The 23,971-nt window shown below is 61.3% G+C and carries 21 protein-coding genes; 14 read left to right on the plus strand and 7 right to left on the minus strand.

Annotated features, from left to right (window positions below; all coding sequences use genetic code 11):
• Nucleotides 1–129: 129 nt before the first annotated feature.
• Nucleotides 130–1,095, minus strand: coding sequence for a LysR family transcriptional regulator (locus AC07V0_RS00835; protein ID WP_495019280.1), 966 nt, complete (start codon nt 1,093–1,095; stop codon nt 130–132).
• A gap of 296 nt (nt 1,096–1,391) precedes the next feature.
• Here AC07V0_RS00835 and argH point away from each other — a divergent pair, with 296 nt between their 5' ends.
• The 11 genes from argH (at nt 1,392) to AC07V0_RS00890 (ending at nt 13,361) form a co-directional block, all read left to right on the plus strand.
• Nucleotides 1,392–2,819: an argininosuccinate lyase gene (gene argH / locus AC07V0_RS00840; protein WP_138867517.1), complete on the plus strand. Its 1,428-nt coding sequence runs from the start codon at nt 1,392–1,394 to the stop codon at nt 2,817–2,819.
• A gap of 145 nt (nt 2,820–2,964) precedes the next feature.
• Nucleotides 2,965–3,843 carry an amino acid ABC transporter permease gene (locus tag AC07V0_RS00845; RefSeq protein ID WP_105346141.1) on the plus strand — a complete coding sequence of 293 codons (879 nt, stop codon included), beginning with the start codon at nt 2,965–2,967 and terminating at the stop codon, nt 3,841–3,843.
• Between the two features lie 10 nt (nt 3,844–3,853).
• A complete protein-coding gene (locus AC07V0_RS00850) occupies nt 3,854–4,618 on the plus strand; it encodes an amino acid ABC transporter ATP-binding protein (RefSeq protein ID WP_018929141.1) in 765 nt (254 codons plus the stop codon).
• Nucleotides 4,619–4,657: 39 nt separating this feature from the next.
• Nucleotides 4,658–5,482, plus strand: a complete 825-nt coding sequence (locus AC07V0_RS00855; protein ID WP_028940620.1) for an ABC transporter substrate-binding protein — start codon at nt 4,658–4,660, stop codon at nt 5,480–5,482.
• A 77-nt stretch (nt 5,483–5,559) separates the two neighbouring features.
• Nucleotides 5,560–6,408: a polysaccharide deacetylase family protein gene (locus AC07V0_RS00860; RefSeq protein WP_495019281.1), complete on the plus strand. Its 849-nt coding sequence runs from the start codon at nt 5,560–5,562 to the stop codon at nt 6,406–6,408.
• Nucleotides 6,401–7,288 (plus strand): polysaccharide deacetylase family protein, encoded by an 888-nt coding sequence (locus tag AC07V0_RS00865; protein WP_495019282.1) that lies wholly within the window; start codon nt 6,401–6,403, stop codon nt 7,286–7,288. Before AC07V0_RS00860 ends, AC07V0_RS00865 begins: the two co-directional genes overlap by 8 nt.
• 17 nt (nt 7,289–7,305) lie before the next feature.
• A complete protein-coding gene (locus tag AC07V0_RS00870; RefSeq protein WP_495019283.1) occupies nt 7,306–8,664 on the plus strand; it encodes an MmgE/PrpD family protein in 1,359 nt (452 codons plus the stop codon).
• Nucleotides 8,665–8,719: 55 nt separating this feature from the next.
• A complete protein-coding gene (locus AC07V0_RS00875; RefSeq protein ID WP_495019284.1) occupies nt 8,720–9,898 on the plus strand; it encodes an MFS transporter in 1,179 nt (392 codons plus the stop codon).
• Between the two features lie 160 nt (nt 9,899–10,058).
• Nucleotides 10,059–10,754 carry an HPP family protein gene (locus AC07V0_RS00880; protein ID WP_026286646.1) on the plus strand — a complete coding sequence of 232 codons (696 nt, stop codon included), beginning with the start codon at nt 10,059–10,061 and terminating at the stop codon, nt 10,752–10,754.
• A 345-nt stretch (nt 10,755–11,099) separates the two neighbouring features.
• The gene (locus tag AC07V0_RS00885; RefSeq protein WP_477743127.1) at nt 11,100–12,206 is read left to right on the plus strand and encodes an enoyl-CoA hydratase/isomerase family protein; all 1,107 of its coding nucleotides are present in this window, start codon (nt 11,100–11,102) and stop codon (nt 12,204–12,206) included.
• A gap of 3 nt (nt 12,207–12,209) precedes the next feature.
• Nucleotides 12,210–13,361 carry an acyl-CoA dehydrogenase family protein gene (locus AC07V0_RS00890; RefSeq protein WP_018929133.1) on the plus strand — a complete coding sequence of 384 codons (1,152 nt, stop codon included), beginning with the start codon at nt 12,210–12,212 and terminating at the stop codon, nt 13,359–13,361.
• A gap of 108 nt (nt 13,362–13,469) precedes the next feature.
• Here the strand turns inward: AC07V0_RS00890 and AC07V0_RS00895 are convergent, their stop codons facing one another.
• The 6 genes from AC07V0_RS00895 to AC07V0_RS00920 all read right to left on the minus strand — a co-directional run bounded on the left by AC07V0_RS00895 (nt 13,470) and on the right by AC07V0_RS00920 (nt 20,415).
• A complete protein-coding gene (locus tag AC07V0_RS00895; RefSeq protein ID WP_028940625.1) occupies nt 13,470–14,243 on the minus strand; it encodes an enoyl-CoA hydratase in 774 nt (257 codons plus the stop codon).
• 30 nt (nt 14,244–14,273) lie between these two features.
• Nucleotides 14,274–15,401: an acyl-CoA dehydrogenase gene (locus AC07V0_RS00900; RefSeq protein ID WP_019649660.1), complete on the minus strand. Its 1,128-nt coding sequence runs from the start codon at nt 15,399–15,401 to the stop codon at nt 14,274–14,276.
• 180 nt (nt 15,402–15,581) lie between these two features.
• Nucleotides 15,582–16,775 carry an acetyl-CoA C-acyltransferase gene (locus AC07V0_RS00905; RefSeq protein WP_018929130.1) on the minus strand — a complete coding sequence of 398 codons (1,194 nt, stop codon included), beginning with the start codon at nt 16,773–16,775 and terminating at the stop codon, nt 15,582–15,584.
• A gap of 12 nt (nt 16,776–16,787) precedes the next feature.
• Complete coding sequence (locus AC07V0_RS00910) at nt 16,788–17,549, minus strand: SDR family NAD(P)-dependent oxidoreductase (RefSeq protein WP_018929129.1); 762 nt, start codon at nt 17,547–17,549, stop codon at nt 16,788–16,790.
• Nucleotides 17,550–17,565: 16 nt separating this feature from the next.
• Nucleotides 17,566–19,230 (minus strand): AMP-binding protein, encoded by a 1,665-nt coding sequence (locus AC07V0_RS00915; protein WP_018929128.1) that lies wholly within the window; start codon nt 19,228–19,230, stop codon nt 17,566–17,568.
• 168 nt (nt 19,231–19,398) lie between these two features.
• Nucleotides 19,399–20,415: an AraC family transcriptional regulator gene (locus AC07V0_RS00920; RefSeq protein ID WP_064617772.1), complete on the minus strand. Its 1,017-nt coding sequence runs from the start codon at nt 20,413–20,415 to the stop codon at nt 19,399–19,401.
• Nucleotides 20,416–20,597: 182 nt separating this feature from the next.
• Here AC07V0_RS00920 and efeU point away from each other — a divergent pair, with 182 nt between their 5' ends.
• The 3 genes from efeU to efeB are packed head-to-tail and all read left to right on the plus strand — an operon-like array spanning nt 20,598 to nt 23,968.
• Nucleotides 20,598–21,443: an iron uptake transporter permease EfeU gene (efeU, locus tag AC07V0_RS00925; protein WP_064617770.1), complete on the plus strand. Its 846-nt coding sequence runs from the start codon at nt 20,598–20,600 to the stop codon at nt 21,441–21,443.
• Between the two features lie 8 nt (nt 21,444–21,451).
• Entirely contained in the window at nt 21,452–22,651 is a 1,200-nt protein-coding gene (gene efeO, locus AC07V0_RS00930; RefSeq protein ID WP_495019285.1) for an iron uptake system protein EfeO, read from the plus strand.
• 18 nt (nt 22,652–22,669) lie between these two features.
• Nucleotides 22,670–23,968 carry an iron uptake transporter deferrochelatase/peroxidase subunit gene (gene efeB / locus AC07V0_RS00935; protein WP_495019286.1) on the plus strand — a complete coding sequence of 433 codons (1,299 nt, stop codon included), beginning with the start codon at nt 22,670–22,672 and terminating at the stop codon, nt 23,966–23,968.
• The last annotated feature ends 3 nt before the right edge of the window (nt 23,969–23,971 follow it).

Here is a 23,971-nt window from a genome sequence, read left to right on the forward strand (position 1 = left end):
CTGCGATCTTTTGATGGTTTCGATGTTGCTGAAGAGCAAGATCAAAGATCGCAGCCTGCAGTAGCTCCTGCGTATCCATGTATTGTCCTTTAGTTACTGTTAACCACACTTGAACGCCTACGTTTGAGGTTAAACCGGCGCCTTCAAATCCACCCCCAGCGCCTGGGCAAACGCCTTCACCAACGGACTGCGCACAGTGTTGTGGCGCAGGATCAGATTGAACGGCGTGACGATGTTGATCAGGTCCGGACGCACCGCCCGAAACTGTCCCTGAGCCACCAGGTTTGCCGCGTAATGCTCGGGCAGAAAACCGACGAAACGCCCCGTCTTGACCAGCAGCGCCACAGCTTCCACTTGAGTCGCCGAAGCGGAAAAGCTGTCGTAGCGGGCAAAGTTCAGTTTGTCCCGATGGATCGCGTAGCGGTGGTTGATGCACTCGAAATCCTGCAGCACATTGCCGCCCATGTCCGCCTCCGGCACCGAGAACAGTGGATGACCGACGGCGCAATACACATACGAGCGTTCTTCATACAGCGGGAAGTAATCGAACTCTTCTCTTTTTTGATAAACCGGCACGATCCCGGCCACTAACCGCCCCTCGACCACACCTCTTTCCACCTCATCTAACTGGGAGGCCTGAAGTTGAAATCTTACTTTCGGCGATTCTTCATTTATCCTTCTAAGCGCCGCAACTAACGGAGAATTCGAGTCCGTAATTGTATTATCAATGACGCCCACCCCAAGGTCGCCAATAAGTTCATTCTGCGCCGAACTAAGCCGATCACGAAAGTTATCGACCGAGGCAAATAAATCGATCGACGCCTGATACACCAGGCGCCCTTCTTCGGTCAGGTGAAACCCTTCCCGCCCCCGGGTACACAGGCGCATGCCGATGCGAATCTCAAGGTCGGAAATTTGTTTGCTGATGGCCGCCAAGCCCACGTTCAGCTCATTCTGCGCCGCACTGAAGCCGCCAGCCTCGACCACGGCCTTGAATACTTTGAGCAGTTTGAAGTCCAGGCCGCTGAGGGCCAACGGCGCCCGATGTACCGTTTTTAACGGCGGGTTTCCGGAATTGGAAAGTGGGGTTTCCATAATGCTTATTTACCTCTGGCGCCCTATTCAACAACCTGTGTCCAACAACAAAAACAGTGCTGGCTAATAATAATGAACACAGAAAACAAGGCTTGGCAACCGTTAATAAATCCCGCCGATCAGTGCCAACTCACTGATTTCGAACTATTAAAAGCTGACACTTCGATCAGTTCTCGCCCTTTAGCAACTGCCCTCTTGAACACTGCTTGGCCATGACCACACCCGAATAATTTCCGGGAAGTGTTTCAGGCTCTGCACACCGATATCAGTTCGCGTTACCGACGAGGAAAACAACAATGTCTCAAACCACCGACCGTCTCTGGGGTGCCCGCTTCAAGAGCGGTCCGTCCGAAGCCTTGGCGGCGCTGTCCCGTTGCCCCGAGCGCTACTTTCGCCTCACCCCGTACGACCTCGCCGGTTCCAAGGCGCATGCCCGGGAATTGCAGCGCGCCGGTCTTCTGAGTGAGCAGGAAACCCAGACCATGCTCGACGCCCTGCAGCGCATCGGTGATGACTTCCGTGCCGGCAGCATCGCGCCGACCCTGGACGACGAAGACGTGCACACCTTCATCGAGCGCCTGCTGACCGAACGCCTCGGCGCACTGGGCGGCAAGTTGCGCGCAGGCCGTTCGCGCAACGACCAGACCGCCAACGACCTGCGGCTGTTCCTGCGTGATCACGTCCGTACTTTGGCCGTTGAAGTGCTGGCCTTGCAGCAAGCGCTGGTGGAGCAGGCCGAGCAACACGTCGAAAGCATCTGCCCGGGCTTCACTCACCTGCAACAGGCCCAGCCGATCGTCTTCGCTCATCACTTGCTGGCCCACGCCCAATCGATGCTGCGCGATGTGCAGCGTCTGGTGGACTGGGACGCGCGCACCTCGCTGTCGCCACTGGGTGCGGCGGCCATGGCCGGTTCCGCCATCGCTCGCCTGCCGCAGCAGTCGGCCAAGGAAATGGGCTACAGCGGCGTGTGCGAAAACTCCATCGACGCCGTGGCCAGCCGCGATCACGTCGCGGAATTCCTGTTTATCGCCAGCATGCTCGGGATCAACATTTCCCGCCTCGCCGAAGAATTCTGCCTGTGGTCGTCGCGACAATTTCGCTGGGTCGCGCTGGACGATGCCTACGCCACCGGCAGTTCGATCATGCCGCAGAAGAAAAACCCGGACATCGCCGAACTGGCCCGGGGCAAGGCTGGCCGCTTGATCGGCAACCTGACCGGCCTGCTCTCGACGCTGAAATCCCTGCCGCTGTCCTACAACCGTGACTTGAGCGAAGACAAGAACGGCGTGCTCGACAGCGTCGACACCCTGCTGCTGGTGCTGCCGGCCATGGCCGGGATGGTCGCGACCATGAAGGTCAACGTCGAAGAACTGCGCCGTCAGGCACCACTGGGTTTCACCCTTGCCACCGAAGTCGCCGACTGGTTGGCGATGCGCGGCGTGCCGTTCAAGGAAGCGCATGAAATCACCGGCGCATTGGTCCAGGCCTGTGAGAAACACGACATCGAACTGTGGGAAGCCTCGCCGGCGCTGCTGGCCGAGATCGATCCGCGCCTGACACCTGAGGTGCGCGATAGCCTGACCCTCGAAGCCGCCATCGCCGCCCGCAGTGGCTGGGGCGGTACCGCGCCGCAACAGGTGCGCGAGCAGATCGGCCGACTGAAAACCGCCCTTGTCGCGCAGCAAGAGTGGACCGAGAACTATCAGGGCTTCCGCCTCTGATAGACAACGCAAAACCTTGTAGGAGCCGGCTTGCTGGCGATGGTGTGTCAGCTGAATTGATGTCGACTGACACTCCATCGCCAGCAAGCCGGCTCCTACAAGGGGATTGTGCTTGATCTGAAAGAACAGTGTACGGAGAACCAACATGAGCCAGACACAGGCAGAACGACTCCAGGCGGAGCGCAAACTGGCGGAAAACCAGTTCGATATCACCCAGTATCAACACGTGCCACGGCGCTACTACGGGCGGATTTTTTTCGCCACCGTCATCGTGATCGCGATTATCGGCCTGGTACGAGCCTTCGCCGAAGGCAAGATCGAATGGTCGTACATCGGCCAGTTCCTCACTTCGCAAGCGATCATGTGGGGCTTGCTCAACACCATCGTCATGGCGGTGCTGGCGATGGCGCTGGGCATTGTCTTCGGGGTGATCACGGCAATCATGCGCATGTCGGCCAACCCGATCCTGCGCTATGTGGCGCTGACCTACACCTGGCTGTTCCGTGGCACGCCGCTGATCCTGCAGCTGTTGCTATGGTTCAACCTGGCGCTGATCTTCCCCACCATCGGCATCCCCGGCCTGTTCGAAATGGACACCGTGAGCCTGATGACGCCCTTCGTCGCCGCCCTCCTCGGCTTGAGCATCAACCAGGGCGCCTATACCGCCGAAGTGGTGCGTGCCGGCCTGTTGTCGGTGGACACCGGCCAGTACGAAGCCGCCAAGTCGATCGGCATGCCGCGCCTGCAAGCCCTGCGCCGGATCATCCTGCCCCAGGCCATGCGGATCATCATTCCGCCGGTCGGTAACGAATTCATCGGCATGGTGAAAATGACCTCCCTGGCGAGCGTCATCCAGTACTCGGAACTGCTCTACAACGCGCAGAACATCTACTACGCCAACGCCCGTGTGATGGAGCTGCTGATCGTCGCCGGTATCTGGTACCTGGCCACCGTCACCGTCCTGTCCTTTGGTCAAAGCCGTCTGGAGCGTCGTTTCGCTCGCGGCGCCGGCAAGCGTTCTTGAGGAGCCCAACATGAGAAGCATCGTCAAGGCCGTGAGCCTGAACAAGTATTACGACCATTTCCACGCGCTCAAAGACATCAACATCGAGGTCGAGCAAGGTGAAGTGCTGTGCATCATCGGCCCGTCCGGCTCCGGCAAAAGCACCCTGCTGCGCTGCGTCAATCAGCTGGAAAAAATCGACAAGGGCGGCCTGTGGGTCGACGGCGAACTGGTGGGTTACCGGATCGTCGGCAACAAACTGCACGAGCTCAACGAGTCGCAGATTGCCCGTCAGCGCCTGGCCACCGGCATGGTGTTCCAGCGTTTCAACCTGTTCCCGCACATGACTGTGCTGCAAAACATCATCGAAGGGCCGTGCCAGGTACTCAAGCGTTCGCCCAAAGAGGCGCACGAAGAAGCCGTGGAACTGCTCGCTCGCGTTGGCCTGGCCGACAAGCGCAACAGCTACCCGATCGAATTGTCGGGTGGTCAGCAACAACGTGTCGCCATTGCCCGTGCATTGGCCATGCGCCCCAAGCTGATGCTGTTCGATGAACCCACTTCGGCACTCGACCCGGAACTGGTCGGAGAGGTGCTGTCGGTGATGCGCGATCTGGCGCAAACCGGCATGACCATGATCGTCGTCACCCATGAACTGGGCTTCGCTCGCGAGGTTTCCAACCGCATGGTGTTCATGGACGGCGGGCAGATCGTGGAGGCTGGAAGCCCCGAAGAAATACTAATAAGTCCGCAAAACCCACGCACCCAAAGCTTCATTTCTGCCGTTCGAACCTAAGCGCCCTTTGGCGCTCACAACACTCATAAGAGAACGACCATGAAGAACCTAGTAATCCCTGCAGTACTTGCCAGCGTCCTGGCATCCGGTTTCGCCTTCGCTGCCGAGTTGCCGGCCAGCATCAAGGACAAAGGCGAGATCGTTGTTGCGATCATGCCGAACTACCCGCCGATGGATTTCAAGGACCCGGCCACCAACACCCTCACCGGCCTTGACTATGACCTGGGCAACGCCCTGGCCGAACGTCTGGGCGTGAAGATCAAATGGCAGGAAACCGGCTTCGAGCAAATGATCAACGCGCTCACGACCGACCGCGTAGACATGGTGCTCTCGGGCATGACCGACACCGCCGAGCGTCAGGCCAGCGTGACTTTTGTCGACTACTTCACCAGCGGTCCGCAGTTCTACACGTTGCAGAAAAACAAGGACACCAACGAGATCGTCGACTTGTGCGGCAAGAAAGTCGGCACCAGCCGCCGTACCACCTTCCCGGCGGAAATCGCCGCGTGGAGCAAGGAAAACTGCGAAGCCGCCGGCAAACCCGCGATCAACGTGATCGGCACCGAAGGCTCGGCCGACGCCCGTGCGCAATTGCGTCAGAGCCGTATCGACGCGGCCATGCAAGGCAGCGAAACCCTGCCGTACCTCAAGACCCAGGAAAAGGACATGTACAAAACCGTGGGCCTGCCGATCTCCAAGCAGTTCTCGGGCATGGGTGTGAGCAAGAAAAAACCTGAGCTGAGCGAAGCGGTGAAAGTCGCGTTGCAAAGCATGATCGATGACGGCAGCTACCAGGCAATCCTGAAGAAATGGGACCTGGAACTGGGCGCGATCAAGACCGTGACCATCAACGCCGGCAAGTAACACGGTTCGTAGCAGCTGCCTCGCGGGCTCGGCAGCTGCTACGGGTGTTTCAACTATTAATTCTGGAGCGCCATACGATGTCCTCCTCGCTGCAACCCACCTGGCCCGACCAGCACCAGGCCTGCCTCGCCCTGGCCTTCGACCTCGATGGCCCCACCGGCGATGCCATGCTTAACGGCTCGATCTGGCGCAAGCCCGAGTATTTCGGTTTCGGCGGTTACGGCCCCTATCGGGCGCTGCCGCGGATTCTCGATCTGCTGAATGAGTTCCGCATCCCGACCACGTTTTTCGTTCCGGCCTGGGTCGTGGAGAACTGGCCGAAACAGTGCCAGGCGATTGTCGAGCGCGGGCATGAGGTGGCCTATCACGGCTACAAACACGAATCTTTTTACGCCCTGACGCTGGAGCAGCAGAAGGACGTGATGCACAAATCCCGCGAGGTGTTCTGGAAGTACCTGAACATCCGCGCTGAAGGTTTCCGCACGCCGTCCGGCGACTGGCGGGCCGAAACGCCGGCCATGCTGGTGGAAGCCGGTGTGACCTATTCCAGCAGCATGCGCGGCGATGACCGGCCCTACCTGGTCAAGGTGCCGGGCTTCGATACACCACTGGTGGAAATCCCCGGCCGCTGGGAAATGGACGACTACGCCTCCCTCGCCTACACCCGCGCACCGGACTTCCCTTCCGGGCTGGACCGAACCGCCAGCTACGAACTGACCCTCGATAACTGGTGCCGCGAGTTCGATGGCGCCATGGCTGAAGGCCTGTGCCTGACCACCCTGTTCCACCCCAAGATCACCGGCAAACCGGGCCGCATCCTGTTGCTGGAAAAACTCTTCGAACACATGCGCCAACGCGATGACGTGTGGTTCGCCACCTGCCGCGATGTCGCCCACTGGTGGCTGAAGGAGCATCACCATGGCTGATTCCATTGTCTGGCCCAACGGCTACCGCTGCGCCGTGGTGCTGACCGTCGATTACAACGACATCCACGGCATCCTCACCCAGGCGCCGGAAGTCGCCGGGCGCGACAAGACCTTGTCGGTGTGGCGCTACGGCACCCAGCGCGGGGTCGAGCGTTTGCTTGGCGTGTTCGCAGAACTGGGGGTTTCCAGCAGCTGGTTCGTGCCCGGCATCGTTGCCGAGGAAAACCCGCAACACCTCCGGGCGATCCAGGCCGGCGGGCACGAGATTGCCTGCGCCGGCTACCGCCATCAGCACTACGACAACCTGACCCTGGCCGAGCAAAGCGCCGATATCGCCAAGGGCTGCGCGGCCTTGAGCGCGCTGACCGGTCAGCGTCCGACAGGCTTTCGCATTCCCGCCGGCAATGGCGCACCCGGCTTCATCGAGGCGTTGCGCGAGCACGGTATCCGTTGGTCCTCGTCATGGCGCGGCGATGATTTGCCCTTCGCCCACCCGACGGCGCCCGAGGTGATCGAACTGCCGTTGCACTACGAACTGGAGGACGAGCCCTATTTCGCCTTCAACCTCAGCCCGGCGGTGCCACCGGCGCAATCGCGCATCGCCTCTTACAGCCACACCCTTGGCAATCTGAAGATGGACTTCGCCGGGTTTCACCGATTCGGCTTGTGTTACGTGCTGCGGCTGCACCCGGAAATCATCGCCACGCCAGGGCGGATCGGCGTGTTGCGCGAATTGCTGCAAAGCATTCAGCAGCACGATGACGTGTGGATCGCCACCGGTGCCGAAGTGGCTCAGTGGTGGGCAGAGTCGGCGGCGCCGGTGACCGAGGATCACCCGGCCGCTGTGTACGAGCGTCATTATCGGGATTACGGCGTATGAGAGATCAGGATGGGGTTATGCGAATGGCGCGGCTGGCGCAGTTCTGCGTCGATACCCGTTTCGAAGATTTACCCGCCGAGTTGGTGGAGCAAGCCAAACGACACATCCTCGACACCTTCGGCGCAGCCCTGGCCGGGGCCCGCAGCGATGTCGCCAGACAGGCGCATGAGGTGTTCAAGGGGGAAGCCGGCAGCACGTTGGTCTGGGGCACCGGTCAGCGAGTCGGCGCGGCGCAAGCCGCCATGCTCAACGGTATCGCCGCGCATGCCCTGGAGCTGGACGATACCGGCGGCTGCGACCATTCCGGCGCGGTGGTGCTGCCGGCGGTGATGGCGGCGCTGTCGATGTCGACGCTATCGGTTTCTGAAGCGTCAATTGATGGTCGCGAACTGATCACTGCCGTGGTGATCGGCTACGAAATCGGCCGTCGGGTGCTCGAAGCCTGCGGCAGTTACTCGGCCCATAACGGCGCCGGTTGGCACTCCACGGCGACGTGCGGAGTGTTTGGCGCGGCGGCGGCCAGTGCACGGATTCTGGGGCTGGATGCACAACAAACCTTATCGGCACTGGGCATCGCCGGCAGCTTCAGTGGTGGTCTGTGGGCGTTTATCCATGACGGCTCGCAAAGCAAAAGACTCCACAGCGGACGCGCCGCCGAAGGTGGATTGCTGGCCGCGCGGTTTGCTCAACAAGGCATCACCGGCCCGACAAAACTGTTCGATGACGTCTGGGGCGGTTTCCTCAAGACCCTCGCGGCGGACACCGCCGCGCCCGAGGCGTTGGACGCCGAACTGGGCCACGTATGGAAACTCGCGCGCTGCTCGATCAAGCCCTATGCGGCTTGCCGTGGGACCCATTCGGCGATCGACGCATTGGGCCTGTTGCTCGATCAATTGCAGGTCAGCGCCGAGCAGGTCGAGGACGTTCAGGTATCGCTGTGCGGATTCCTTCAAGACATGTGCGGTGGCCAGGACGTCAGCACGTTGCCGGCGGCGCAGATGAGCCTGCGTTATGCCCTGGCGGCCCGGCTGCTCCATGGGCATTGCCGATTGGAAGCCTACGACGATGAACAGCGCCGCCACCCGCGGATTGCGCACTGGATGTCGCGTATTCGCCTTGAAGTCGACCCGCAACTGTCCGAGGATGGCGAGCCTGTGGTCAGCGTGCGGACCGTGGACGGTCGGCAAGCAAGCCTGTGCGTTGAGGTGCCGTTGGGGGCGCCGAGCAATCCGCTGAGTGATGGGGCGCTGGAGGAAAAATTCTTCAGCCTGGCCGGACGGGTGATACCGCTGCAGCAGGCAAAAGAGCTGCTGGAGCAGTTGTGGCGGCTGGAAGAACTGGAGTCGGTTCGGGCGCTTGATCGGTGGCTGAGTTGAGCCTGGCGTTGCGCGTCGAACACCACAGAATCTGAATAAGGACATTTGCCCCACCGTGGCCACTTACTCCCTCGTTATCCGCCGGCTGATGATCTGCTCGCTGACCATCGTCGTCAGTCGCGCCATCACCAGCCCGTTGCTCACGCTGTTCCTGAGCACCAAGCTCGGCCTCAACCAACAGGACGTCGGCCTGCTGCTCGGGATTGCGGTGTTCATCGCCACCCTGCTCGCGCTCTATGGTGGTTACATCATCGACCGCCTCGAAAAGCGTCGGCTGTTGATCCTGGCCATGCTCTCCAGTGCCATCGGCTTCGTGCTGCTGACCTTTGCCGAAAACCTCTACCTGACCACCGCCACCCTAGTGATCACCGAAACCGCCTCGGCGCTGTTTCTGATCGGGTCCAAGGCGATTCTCAGCGACAACCTGCCCATGGGCCAACGCGCCAAGGCTTTTTCGCTGCGCTACACCCTGACCAACATCGGCTACGCCACCGGCCCGATGCTCGGCGTGGTGATCGCTGGCGTGTACCCGATTGCGCCGTTCCTGATCGCCGGCGGCATCGCGTTCTTCAGCATTTTCCTGATGAGCGGCATTCCCAAGGACCCGGCCCAGACATCCGCCATCGGCCAGCCCCAAAGCTTTCTCAAAACCCTGGTCACCCTGAAAAACGACCGCACGCTGATCATGTTCACCTGCGGCTGCCTGCTCAGCACCGTGGTCCACGGTCGTTTTACCTTGTACCTGTCGCAATACCTGCTGGTGACCCACGACTCCAAACGAGCGCTGGAAACCATGGCCGCCCTGCTCGCCTGCAACGCCATCAGCGTGATCCTGCTGCAATACCAGATCGGCCGGTTTCTCAAACGCGAACAACTGCGTTACTGGATTGTCGGCGGCAGCAGCCTGTTCATCCTCGGCTTGATCGGTTTCAGCCTGGCCGACAGCCTGGTGAGCTGGTGCATCGCAATGTTCATTTTCACCCTCGGCGAAATGATCATATACCCGGCCGAATTCCTCTTCGTCGACACCCTGGCCCCGGAAGAACTGCGTGGCAGCTACTATGGCGCGCAGAACCTCGCAGCCCTCGGTGGTGCGCTGAGCCCGGTGATCTGCGGCTTCCTGCTGATGCACACGCCCGCGCCCACCATGTTCTACGCCCTGAGCGCATTGACGGCGATGGGCGGTTTTCTCTGTTTCATGAGCGGTCGACGCGTCGCGATACTGCAAAAATAATGCATTGAAGCTGCATTAATATGAATTTGTCAGCATCGGTAATGACCGGCACACTGTGCGCCGTTCCTCCCCCAATAGTTGGAACCACTTCAAGGGCTTTCCGGGTATCCGGACAAGCCTTTTTTTTGCCCTGGTTTTTGTCAAAGGATCGATGTTCGTCATGCTCGCTCACTGGTTGCCCGCCGCCATCAACACCCGCCCCTCCGAATGGAGCCGTGCCGCCATCGGCATGGCCATGGGGACGATGTTCAGTGTCTGGTTGTGCGGCCAGGTGTTCGGCATCGACGTGGCGCTGCATCTGATAGGTCCGTTGGGCGCGTCGGCGGTATTACTGTTCGCCGTGTCCTCAGGTGCGCTGGCCCAGCCGTGGTCGATTCTTGGCGGTTACCTCTGCGCGGGGGTGATCTCGCTGCTGGTCGCTCACGTACTCGGCCGCACCCTCGGCAGCGCCTGCCTCGCGGCGGGCATGGCGCTGATTCTGATGTGCTGGCTGCGTTGCCTGCACCCACCCGCCGGGGCGCTGGCGCTGCTGATGGTGCTGGCAGACCCGGCGACCATCGCCATGGACTGGAAAGCCCTCGGCCCGGTAATGCTCAGTGGCTCGACGATGCTGCTCAGCGCGTTGGCGTACAACAACTTCACGCGCATTCGTTACCCCAAGCGTCCCGCCGAACCGGCCCCTCTAATGCCCGCGGCCGACAGCCAGGCGATCACCGCCGAAGATCTGCGACGGGCACTCGCCGACATGGAGGCCTTCTACGACGTCACCCCTGAAGACCTCGAGCAGTTGATTCATGCCAGTGAATTGCATGCCAAGCGCCGCAGTATCGGTGAAGTGCTGAGCAGCAGAACCTAAAGGCATCTTTGTGGCGAGGGGGCTTGCCCCCGTTGGGTCGCGAAGCGGCCCCAAAACCTGCTAACGAATTTTTCCAGGCATAGCTCATTGCCCTTATCTGCGGCTGCTGCGCAGTCGAACGGGACGGTGCGGCGATCCGACAAGCCCCCTCGCCACAAATTCAAGGTTGATTCAAAACGGAGTCAGGCTGCCGAAGGCTGCGATCTTTTGATTTTGCACTAAGGTAAAAATGCAGAAAGAACCTGCACGTATCTCGGTTGTACAGGGCAAATTTGCACTGTTACGATCCTGCATCGCTCGCGCGCGAGCTTCTCTATAAAGAACAATAAAAGCAGGGAGTTAGTGATGACTGCTCAGGTTTCATCCCCGGGGACACCGTCCATGGATGCCACGCAAAACGAAGTGTTGGCCGAGGTTCGCAATCACATCGGTCACCTGACCCTCAACCGCCCCGCCGGCCTCAACGCCATTACCCTGGACATGGTCCGCAGCCTGCAACAGCAACTCGATGCCTGGGCACAGGATCCGCAGGTGCATGCGGTGGTGTTGCGCGGTGCTGGCGAGAAAGCCTTCTGCGCCGGCGGCGATATCCGCTCGCTGTACGACAGCTTCAAAAGCGGCGACACGCTGCACGAAGATTTCTTCGTCGAGGAATACGCCCTCGACCTCACGATCCATCACTACCGCAAACCGGTCCTGGCCTTGATGGACGGCTTTGTCCTGGGCGGCGGCATGGGGCTGGTGCAAGGCGCCGATTTGCGGGTGGTCACCGAGCGTAGCCGTCTGGCGATGCCGGAAGTGGCCATCGGTTATTTCCCGGACGTCGGCGGCAGCTACTTCCTGCCGCGCATTCCCGGTGAGCTGGGCATCTATCTCGGCGTCAGCGGGGTGCAGATCCGCGCCGCCGATGCGCTCTATTGCGGCCTGGCCGACTGGTATCTGGAGAGCGCCAGACTGGGCGAGCTGGACGAGCGACTCGACCATCTGGAATGGCACGACACCCCGCTCAAGGACCTGCAAGGCGCGCTGGCGAAACTCGCCGTGCAGCAACTGCCGGTAGCGCCGCTGGCGGCGCTGCGGCCGGTCATCGACCACTTCTTCGCCCTGCCCGATGTGCCGAGTATGGTGGAACAACTGCGTGCAGTGACCGTCGCCGACAGCCATGAGTGGGCCATGGCCACCGCCGACTTGCTGGAAAGCCGTTCACCGCTGGCCATGGGCGTGACCCTGGAAATGCTGCGGCGCGGTCGGCACCTGAGCCTGGAACAGTGCTTCGCCCTCGAACTGCACCTGGATCGCCAGTGGTTCGAACGTGGCGACCTGATCGAAGGCGTGCGCGCCTTGCTGATCGACAAAGACAAGAACCCGCGCTGGAACCCGCCGACCTTGCAGGCGCTGGACGCCGAGCACGTCGCGAGTTTTTTCACCGGGTTTGACCAGAGCGGGAGCTGAGCCATGCACGATATCGAATTGAGCGAAGAACAAGTGATGATCCGCGACATGGCCCGGGATTTTGCCCGCGGCGAAATCGCGCCCCACGCACAAGCCTGGGAAAAGGCCGGCTGGATCGATGACGGTCTGGTGGCGAAGATGGGGGAACTGGGTCTGCTGGGCATGGTGGTGCCCGAGGAATGGGGCGGCACCTATGTCGACTACGTGGCCTACGCGCTGGCGGTGGAAGAGATTTCCGCCGGTGACGGCGCCACCGGCGCGCTGATGAGCATCCACAACTCCGTGGGCTGCGGGCCGGTGCTGAACTACGGCACCGAAGAGCAAAAACAGCAATGGCTGCCGGACCTCGCCAGCGGCCAGGCCATCGGTTGCTTCTGCCTGACCGAACCGCAAGCCGGTTCCGAAGCCCATAACCTGCGCACCCGCGCCGAACTGCGCGACGGCCAGTGGGTGATCAACGGCGCCAAGCAATTCGTCAGCAACGGCAAACGGGCGAAGCTGGCAATCGTTTTCGCCGTGACTGATCCAGAGCTGGGCAAGCGTGGCATCTCGGCATTCCTGGTGCCGACCGAAACAGCGGGGTTCATCGTCGACCGCAGTGAACACAAGATGGGCATCCGCGCTTCCGACACCTGCGCCGTCACCCTGAACAACTGCACCGTCCCTGAAGCCAATTTGCTGGGTGAACGCGGCAAAGGCCTGGCCATCGCCCTCTCCAACCTCGAAGGCGGCCGCATCGGCATCGCTGCGCAAGCCCTGGGCATCGCCCGTGCGGCGTTCGAAGCGGCGCTGGCTTACGCGCGGGATCGGGTGCAGTTCGACAAGCCAATCATCGAACACCAGAGCATCGCCAATATGCTGGCCGACATGCAGACCCGACTGAACGCCGCGCGCCTGTTGATCCTGCACGCCGCTCGCTTGCGCAGTGCCGGCAAGCCGTGTCTGTCGGAGGCTTCACAGGCCAAGCTGTTTGCTTCGGAGATTGCGGAGAAAGTCTGCTCGTCGGCGATTCAGATTCATGGCGGGTATGGGTATCTGGAGGACTACCCGGTGGAGCGTTACTACCGGGATGCGCGGATCACGCAGATTTATGAAGGGTCGAGCGAGATACAGCGGATGGTGATTGCCCGGGAACTCAAGAACTACCTGATCTAAAAAGCTTCGCGGGCAAGCCTCGCTCCTACAGGGGAATGCATATCCTCTGTAGGCGCGAGCGGTGCGGCGATCCGACTTGCCCGCGAAGACGTCCGTGAGGACGCTACATCACTTGCCTTGGAATTCGGCCTCACGCTTGGCAATAAATGCCGCCATCCCTTCTTTCTGATCCTGCGTGGCAAACGCCGCATGGAACACCCGGCGCTCAAAACGCACGCCTTCGGACAGGCTGACTTCAAAAGCGCGGTTGACGCTTTCCTTGATCATCATCGCAATCGGCAGTGATTTCTTCGCAATCAGCGCCGCGACTTTCAGCGCTTCGTCCACCAGCTCATCCGCCGGCACGATACGCGCCACGATCCCGCAACGCTCCGCTTCCACCGCATCGATCAAGCGCCCGCTCAGGCACATTTCCATGGCCTTGGCCTTGCCCACGGCGCGGGTCAGGCGCTGGGTGCCGCCCATGCCCGGCAATACGCCTAGGTTGATTTCCGGTTGGCCGAATTTTGCATTGTCGCCGGCCAGGATGAAGTCGCACATCAGCGCCAGTTCACAGCCACCGCCCAAGGCGAAACCGTTGACCGCGGCAATGATCGGCTTGCGGCGGTTGGCCACGCGATCGCTGTCGCTGAACAGATCATCGAGGTAGATCTGCGGGTAAGTCAGCTCGGCCATTTCCTTGATGTCGGCACCGGCGGCGAAGGCTTTTTTCGAGCCGGTCAGCACGATGCAACCGATGTTCGAATCGGCTTCCAGGCCATCGAGGGCGTGGTTCAGTTCACTGACGATTTGGGCATTCAACGCGTTCAAGGCTTGCGGACGGTTGAGGGTGATCAGGCCGACACGGCCGTGGGTTTCCAGCAAAATCGTTTCGTAGTTCAGCTCTTTATTGCTCACAGACGGGACTCCTTCTCAAAGATTGCGCGAAATGACCATGCGCTGAATGTCGCTGGTGCCTTCGTAGATCTGGCACACCCGCACGTCGCGGTAGATACGCTCCAGCGGGAAGTCGTTCAGGTAACCGTAACCGCCAAGGGTTTGCAACGCCGAGGAACAAACCTTTTCGGCCATTTCCGAGGCGAACAGTTTTGCCATCGACGCTTCGACCAGCGCCGGTTTGCCGCTGTCGCGCAATGCCGCCGCGTAATGCACCATCTGCCGGGCCACGGCGATCTGGGTGGCCATGTCGGCCAGGCGGAACGCTACCGCCTGGTGCTCGATGATCGGCTTGCCGAAGCTCTCGCGTTCGCGGGCGTAGTCGCGGGCCGCTTCGAATGCGGCGCGGGCCATGCCCACCGATTGCGAGGCGATGCCGACACGTCCGCCTTCGAGGTTAGCCAGGGCGATCTTGTAGCCTTCGCCCTCCTCACCCAGTCGATTGGCCACCGGCACTTTCACATCCTCGAAGAGGATCTGGCAGGTATCAGAGGCGTGCTGGCCGAGCTTGTCTTCGACCCGCGCGACTTTATAGCCCGGCGAATCGGTGGGCACGATCAGCGCGGTGATCCCGCGTTTGCCGGCACTCGGGTCAGTCACCGCAAACACAATCACCACCCCGGCGTTTTGCCCGGAAGTGATGAACTGCTTGCAGCCGTTGAGCACGTAGTGATCGCCTTCCAGCCGGGCACGGGTTTTCAGGCTGCTGGCATCGGAGCCGGCTTGCGGTTCGGTCAGCGCAAACGCACCGAGCATCGCGCCGCCGGCCAGCGGTTTGAGGAAACGTTCTTTCTGGTCGTCGTTGCCGAACTTGAGGATCGGCACGCAACCCACCGAGTTGTGCACGCTCATGATGGTCGAGCAGGCGCCGTCGCCGGCAGCGATTTCTTCCAGGGCCATGGCGTAAGCCAGGTATCCGGTGTCACAACCGCCCCACTGCTCCGGCACCAGCATGCCGAAGAAGCCCAGGTCAGCCATCTCGCTGATGGCTTCCTTGGGGAAGCGATGTTCGCGGTCCCATTCGGCGGCGAACGGTTTCAGCCGTTCCTGGGCAAACTGCCGGGCCGCGTCGCTGATCTGAAGTTGTTCGTCGTTGGGGATCATGCCAATTCCTTAAAAATCAAGTTGAAACGCAAGACCTGTGGGAGCGGGCTTGTGTGGCGAGGGAGCTTGCTCCCGTTCGACTGCGCAGCAGTCGCAAAGCTTTTGGGGCCGCTTCGCGACCCAGCGGGAGCAAGCTCCCTCGCCACATAAAACCCACACACAGGTTGCGCCTCATTAGCCTCAGTACAGGCATTCAACGGCCATGGCCGTCGCTTCGCCGCCACCGATGCAGATCGCTGCAACGCCACGTTTCAGGCCTTTCTGGCGCAGGGCCGAGAGCAAGGTCACGAGGATCCGCGCGCCGGATGCACCAATCGGGTGGCCCAAGGCACAGGCACCGCCGTGGACGTTGATCTTCTCGTGGGAGATTTCCAGCTTGGTCATGGTCACCAGGCTCACCACGGCGAAGGCTTCGTTGACTTCGAACAACTCGACTTCATCCAGCGACCAGCCGGTTTTCTTCATCAATTTCTTGATCGCGCCCACCGGTGCCACCGGGAACAGCCCCGGGGTGTCGGCGAACGCCGCGTGGCCATGAATCACTGCCAGTGGTTTCAAGCCTTGTTTCTCGGCTTCGGAACGGCGCATCAGCACCAATGCCGCCGCGCCGTCGGAAATCGAACTGGAGTTGGCCGCCGTCACCGTGCCGCCCTCGCGGAACGCCGGTTTCAGCGAAGCGATCTTGTCCAGTTTGGCTTTCGGCGGTTGTTCGTCGTGGCTGATCAGCACTTGCTGTTTGCCGACCGTCACGGTGAGCGGCACGATCTCGGCGTTAAAACTACCTTCCTCGATCGCCTGTTGGGCGCGGGTGGTCGACGCGATGGCAAACGCGTCCTGATCTTCACGGCTGAAGCCATTGGTCTCGGCGCAATCCTCGGCAAAGGTGCCCATCAGGCGGCCCTTGTCGTAGGCGTCTTCGAGGCCGTCGAGGAACATGTGATCGAGCACCTGGCCATGGCCCATGCGGTAACCGCTGCGAGCGCGGTCCAGCAGGTACGGCGCGTTGGACATGCTTTCCATGCCGCCAGCGACCACCACGTCGGCGCTGCCGGCGATCAGCATGTCGTGGGCCAGGATCGTCGCTTCCATGCCCGAGCCGCACATTTTGTTCAGCGTCGTGCAGCGGGTCGATTTATCCAACCCGGCGCCCAGTGCCGCTTGCCGCGCCGGGGCCTGGCCGAGGCCGGCGGAGAGCACGCAGCCGAACAGCACTTCTTCGACGGATTCAGGGGCGATACCGGCGCGTTCGACCGCGGCACGAATCGCAGCAGCGCCCAGTTGCGGTGCGGTCAGGCTTTTCAGTTCGCCCTGGAAACCGCCCATCGGGGTGCGGACGGCGCTGACAATAACAATCGGATCGTTGGACAGTGTCATGACAAATACTCCTTATTTGGCGGCCATGCGCAAGGCACCGTCGAGACGGATCACCTCGCCGTTGAGCATACTGTTTTCTATGATATGCCTGGCCAACGCGGCGTACTCGCTCGGCTTGCCCAGGCGTGGCGGAAACGGCACCCCAGCGGCCAGTGAATCACGTACTTCCGGGGTCATGCCGGCCATCATCGGCGTTTCGAAAATGCCCGGTGCGATGGTCATCACGCGGATGCCGAAGCGCGCCAGCTCACGGGCGGCAGGCAAGGTCAGGCTGGCAATCGCGCCTTTGGACGCCGAATACGCGGCCTGGCCAATCTGACCATCGAAGGCCGCCACCGATGCGGTGTTGATGATCACCCCGCGCTCGCCGTCTGCATCGGCTTCGGTCTCGGCAATCGCCGCCGCAGCCAGGCGCAACATGTTGAAGCTGCCGATCAGGTTGACGTTGATCACCTGGCTGAAACTGGCCAAGGCATGGGGTCCGGTCTTGCCGAGGATCTTCTCGCCACGCACGATGCCGGCGCAATTGACCAGGCCATTAAGGCCGCCAAACGCTTTGACCGTCGCCTGCACCGCCGCTTCTGCCGCCGCTTCATTGCTGATGTCGGCCACCACGCTTTGCGCGCCAAGACGTGCAGCCTGCGCCGCGACAGCTTCGGCATTCATGTCCACCAGCATCACCTTGGCACCGGCCGCCACCAGCATTTCAGCGGTGGCGGCACCGAGGCCGGAAGCACCGCCGGTGACGAGAAAAACCTTGTTTTCGATCTGCATCATTGTTTCCTTGGATTCAAGCTGAAACGTTCTTCGCGGCGGCCTCTTGAGCCTTGGCGATTTCCTGGTTGCGCAAGATAAAGCGCTGCAATTTGCCGCTTGGGGTTTTCGGCAATTCGCTGACAAATTCGATTTCACGGGGGTACGAGTGCGCCGCCAGACGCTTGCGCACGTGTTGCCGCAGTTCTTCGGCCAGCGCAGGCTCGGCGCGGTATTGCGGGCTGAGCACGACGAAGGCTTTCACCAGTTCGGTGCGCTCCGGGTCGGGCTTGCCGATCACCGCCGCCTCGACCACCGCCGGGTGTTCGATCAGCGCGCTTTCCACGTCGAACGGGCCGACGCGGTAGCCCGAGGTGGTAATCACGTCGTCGCTGCGGCCGACGAAGCTGATGCTGCCGTCCGGGTTCCACTCGACGGTGTCGCCGCTCAGGTAATAATTGCCGACGAACGCTTTGGTCGGTACGCCTTCGTAACCACCGAACCAGCACATCGGCGACTGGGTGCGGTCGATGGCCAGGATTCCTGGCTGGCCGACGCCGAGTTCTTTGTATTCCTCATCCAGCACCACGATACGGTGGCCCGGCGAGGCAAAACCGGCGGCGCCCATGTGGATCGGATGTTCCAGGCCATGGTGATTGCACAGGACCATGCCCAGTTCGGTCTGGCCGTAATGGTCGTGAATCACCACGCCGAGGTTGTCGGCGAACCAGCGGATCACTTCCGGATTCAGCGGCTCGCCGGCGCTGCTGACGATGCGCAGCTTGCCCTTGATCGAACGGGCGAATTCATCGCCACCGGCAATCAGCAAGCGATAGGCGGTCGGTGAGCCAGTGAGGTTGGTAATCCCGTATTTGTTGATCACCCGGCAGGTGCTTTCGAGGGTGAACGGGCCATCGTAAAAGGTGATCGGATGCCCCATCGCCATCGGCCCGGTGACACCGAAATAAATACCGTAGGCCCAACCCGGATCGGCGACGTTCCAGAAGGCGTCCTCGGGGCGCAGGTCTACAGCGTCGCGGGTGTAACTCTGGAACGCAACGATGGCCTTGAGCGGCACCGACAGCGCTTTCGACGGGCCGGTGGTGCCCGAGGTGAACATCAGCAGGAACGGGTCTTCGCCGGTCAGCAATACCGGTTCGCAGATGCTGGAGTAGTTGGCCAGTTCCGCCCAGAAACTGAAATCACCCCGAACAATACCTTGGCCTTTCGCGCCGCCGACGGTGACGATGGTCGGGCAGTCGGCCACTTCAGCCAGTTTCGGGCGATTGACCGCATCGGTGACCACCACTTTGGCGCCGGAACTGTTCAGACGGTGTTCGATGGCTTTGGGGCCGAAGGCGGTGAACAGCGGCTGATAAACCGCCCCGATACGCCAGGCGGCAAACACGGTGATCAGCAATTCGAAGTTGCGGGGCAGCAGGCCTGCGACCTTGTCGCCCTTCTTCACGCCCTGGGCCACCAGAAAGTTGGCGAAACGCGCGGCCTTGTCCTGCAAGTCGCTGAAAGTATAGGTCGCGCTGCTACCGTCGCGGCCTTCCCAGAACAGCGCAATGCGCCCCGGCAAGGCATGCCGGTCGCAACACTCGACGCAGGCGTTGAGCGCTGTCAACGACCCTGTGAGCGCGGCATCGACGGTGTGCTGATAGTTGAACTGTGACGTAGCAGACAAATAATCGCGCATTGCCAGAATCCCTCTGTATTTTTATTAGGTTGGGGGAACCGTAATCAACAGGGAAATACTCGCTCTGCGCGGGGAGCGGGACAATGGTCAAAGCTATCAAGTTGCGTGACTGGTTTGGCCAAGGTTCAAGGGCGTGCCCGCGATGGCGTCAGCCCCCCAGGATCCGGATCAGTCCGCCTCGTTCAGAATCAAACTCCGATAATGCCCAGGATTGGACCCCGACCATTTGCGAAACGCCTTGTAGAACGAGCTGGCATCGGCAAACCCCAAACGGGTGGCGATTTCAGCGAAGCTGATGGCCGGCTCGGCCAGCCAGACGATGGCCAGTTCCTTGCGCACGCTGTCCTTGAGCCCCTGATACGTCTGCCCTTCTTCGGCCAGGCGGCGGCGCAACGTTGAGGCCGACATGCACAGTTGCTGCGCCAGCGCTTCGGTTTCCGGCCAGCGCTCGGCGGGCAATTGCCGCAGATCGTGCTTGATCCGGCTGGCCAGGCTCTCGGGGTCGCGGTACTTGACCAGAATGTTCGCCGGTGCATGGGCCAGAAAGCGCTTGAGCTCTTCAGCGCTGCGCTTGATCGGCAAATCCAGGCAGTCGGCGGAGAAAATCATCCGCGTACGCGGCCGGTCGAATCGCAGGTTCTCGGAAAACATCACCCGATAGTCATCGCAAAAATCCGGCTCCGGGCAACGCAACTCGATGGCCAGGATCGGAATCCGCCGCCCCGCCAGCCAGCAAGCAACGCCGTGCACGATCATCCAGTAAGTGAAATAGGTGAAGGCGCGGCGTGGTTCTTCGTCCTCCTCCAGCAGGACGATTTCCGCCAGGCTTTGCTGGCGAACCAGTTGTGCGGGCAGGCGTTCGAGCATCAACGACAGAAAGCTCAGGCCCGAGGTCAGCCCGACGGCCAGGCTCGGCTGAACCATGGAGCAGCGACAGAGAAACTCCAGGCTGCCGGACTTGAGCTTGCGTGGGTCCATGCCGAAAAATTCATCGTCTCCGCGCCGGGCCAGCAAACGCCACAGACGCGCATAGGCGGCGGCCGGGACACGCGCGTCGGTGCTGTCCAACAGCGCTGGATCGATGCCGACCTTGTTCAACACCTCTGCGGTGGCAGCGCCAGGGGCGCAACTTTGCAACAGTGCTTCACGCACCAGTTGAATGGCGATGGTGTCTTTTTCCGACATTGACCGGGGTGAGCCTTGTTATTGGAGTGGTGGGCATATTAGCGCACCGCTCGCTCCTAAGGGATGGTGGGATCTTCAGGGTTGTTCAGCTTAGGTTCAAGCAATTAGCAATAACTACCATATGAGAATGAGTTTCATCATGTTACAAATTAGCACCCTATCTAATTACTCCCCGGTGCTGAATGCTCGTTCCTTTTCTGATCATGCTGCGCGAAGGCATCGAAGCCGCGTTGATCGTTGGCATTATCGCCAGTTACCTCAAGCAGACCGGTCGCGGCCAATGGATGCCGGCAGTGTGGGTCGGTGTATTCCTCGCCGCCGCGCTGGCCCTGCTGGTCGGCGGTGGCCTGGAACTGATCAGTGCTGAATTCCCGCAAAAGCAGCAAGAGCTGTTTGAAGGTGTGGTCGGTTTGCTGGCCGTCGGCATTCTCAGCTCCATGGTGTTCTGGATGCGCAAGATGGCGCGTTCGATCAAGCATTCGCTGCACGTTTCCCTCGATCAGGCGCTGACCGGCTCCAGGCATCAAGTGACCGCGCTGATCGCCATGGTGTTTTTCGCCGTCGCCCGGGAAGGCCTGGAAACGGTGTTCTTCCTGCTCGCCGTGTTCCAGCAAAGCGAAGGCCCGGCCGCACCGCTCGGCGCCCTGCTCGGCCTGGCCCTGGCGATCATCGTCGGCTTCCTGATCTACACCGGCAGCCTGCGCCTGAATCTCTCGGCGTTCTTGCGCTGGACCGGTCTGTTCATTCTGGTGGTAGCCGCCGGGATTCTCTCCAACTCGGTGCAAGCCCTGCATGAAGCCGGCGTGTGGAATCACCTGCAAACCGTGCTCTTCGATTTCAGTGCCACGCTGCCGATGGACGGCCCGCTGGGCTCGGTGCTGGCCGGGATGTTCGGTTACCAGGACGCACCGACGGTCAGCACCCTCGGGGCATATCTGACTTATCTGTTGGTGGCGCTGGTGATGTTTTTTCTCCCAGCTCCCGTAGCCACGTCTGCGCAAACACCCTCCTCCGTTTCCAGCCAGTAAGGGCCTTCATGTCAACGCCAGTTCCTCCAGTGGCTTCACCTCCGCGCGCCTTGCGCTGGGCGGTAGCCGGCTCGGTGATCGTGATGATCGCCGCCGGCGGCCTGTTCTACTACGCCTCGAAAATGGCCGCCGCCAAGCGCCAGAGCAACCAAGACCAAGTGCTGGTCACCCTTCACCCGCACAGCTGCGAACCGAATGCGCTGACGGTTCCGGCCGGTCGCACCAGTTTCCGTATCGTCAACCGCTCGGACCGTGCCGTCGAATGGGAAATTCTTGACGGCGTGCTGGTGGTCGAAGAGCGGGAGAACATCGCCCCTGACCTGAGCCAGGTGATCAACGCCAACCTGTTGCCCGGCGACTACACCATCACCTGCGGCTTGCTGAGCAACCCGCGCGGCACCTTGCATGTCACCCCGACCGCCGCGTCCGATGCGGCGACCAAGGCGCGTCCGTCGATGGTGGCGTTCATTGGCCCGCTGTCGGAATTTCGCGTGTACCTGAGCAGCCAGAGCACCGCATTGATCAAAGCCGTCGCCGCGCTTGAGCAAGCGATCGAGGCCGGCGACCTGAGCCAGGCACAAGCCTTGTATGTGCCGGCTCGTGCGGCCTATCAACGGTTGGCTCCAGCAGCCCAGCGCCTCGCGGAGCTGGACAACGCGATCAACGCCCGCGCCGATTACTTCGATAAGCGCGAGCAGGATCCGGGCTTCGTCGGCTTCCACCGCCTCGAATACGCGCTGTTCCAACAACGCAACCTCGACGGTCTGACGCCTGTTGCACAACGCCTGAGCATCGATGTCGCCAATCTCAAACAGCAACTGCTGGCCCAGTCGCTGCCACCGGAACAACTGGTGAGCATGCTGGTGCGCAACCTCAACAGCCTCGCCGAGGTACGCGCCAGCAGCGGCGAAGAAGAACGCTACAGCCACTCCGACCTGAACGGTTTCGCCGCCAACCTCGACGCGACCCGCAAAGTCGTCGGCCTGTTGCGGCCATTGCTGAGCAAACCTGCCGCTGAACTACTGGCGAAAATCGACAGCGCGGTCACGGCCTTCGACGCCGAACTCAACGGTTTCAAGGTCAAGGATGGCTACGCCAGCTACGACACTGTCAGCGCCGAACAGCGCAAACGTATCGCCGACAAGGCCAAGGTTCTGGCCGATGCACTCGATGGAATCGATCCCGCCCTTGGCCTTTCCGGCCTGTAAGCAGAAGACCTCAGACAGATGAACGACTCAGAACAGTTTTCAGCACAACGCCGTCGTGTATTGATGGGTATGGGAGCCGCCGGTGTGGCGATAGCCGGTTCGGCCCTGAGTTGCCCGGTCATGGCCGCGACCCCGGCGCAAGTCACCGAAGCACCGAGCAGCGACAAGACCGAGGACCGCCACGCCTTCCACGGCCCGCACCAGACCGGCATCGTCACCCCGCGCCCAACATCCGGCATGCTGGTGTCGTTCGACGTATTGGCCAGCGACCGCGCAGATCTGGAGCGGCTGTTTCGCACGCTCAACGAGCGTATCGCGTTCCTGATGCAGGGCGGTCCGGTGGCGCAGGTAGACCCCAAACTGCCGCCGCTGGACTCGGGGATTCTTGGCCCGGTGGTCACACCGGACAACCTGACCATCACCGTATCGGTGGGCGAGTCGCTGTTCGACGAGCGCTTCGGTCTGGCCGGCGCCAAGCCCAAACGGCTGATCCGCATGGTCGGTTTCCCCAACGACGCACTGGAGGCCGACTGCTGCCACGGCGACCTTAGCCTGCAGTTCTGCTCCAACACCGCCGACACCAACATCCACGCCCTGCGCGACATCGTGAAAAACCTGCCGGACCTGTTGCTGGTGCGCTGGAAACAGGAAGGCAGCGTGCCTCCGCAAGCCCCGACGAAACCCGGTGTGCCGGCGCAAAGCGCACGCAACTTTCTGGGTTTTCGCGACGGATCGGCCAACCCCGACTCCAACGACGCCAAGGCCATGGACAGCATCGTCTGGGTCCAGCCCGGCAGCGACGAACCGGCCTGGGCGGTCAACGGCAGCTACCAGGCGGTGCGGATCATCCGCAACTTCGTCGAGCGCTGGGACCGCACTCCGCTGCAAGAACAGCAAAGCATTATCGGCCGGGTCAAGAGCACCGGTGCACCGATGGATGGTGCGCATGAAACCCAAGTCCCGGATTACGCCAAAGACCCGAAAGGCAAGCTGACCAAACTCGACGCCCACATCCGCCTGGCCAACCCGCGCACCGCCGCAACCCAGGCCAACCTGATCCTGCGCCGACCGTTCAACTACTCCAACGGCGTGAACAAGAACGGTCAGCTGGACATGGGTTTGCTGTTCATCTGTTACCAGGCGGATTTGCAAAAAGGCTTCATCACCGTGCAGACCCGACTCAATGGCGAGCCGTTAGAGGAATACCTGAAACCGGTTGGCGGCGGGTACTTCTTCACCCTGCCGGGTGTGACCGGCGACAAGGACTTCATCGGCCGCTCGCTGCTCAACGCCACACAACCCAAAGCCTCAGTCTGACCC

The organism is Pseudomonas sp. GW821-FHT01E10, assembly GCF_059422365.1.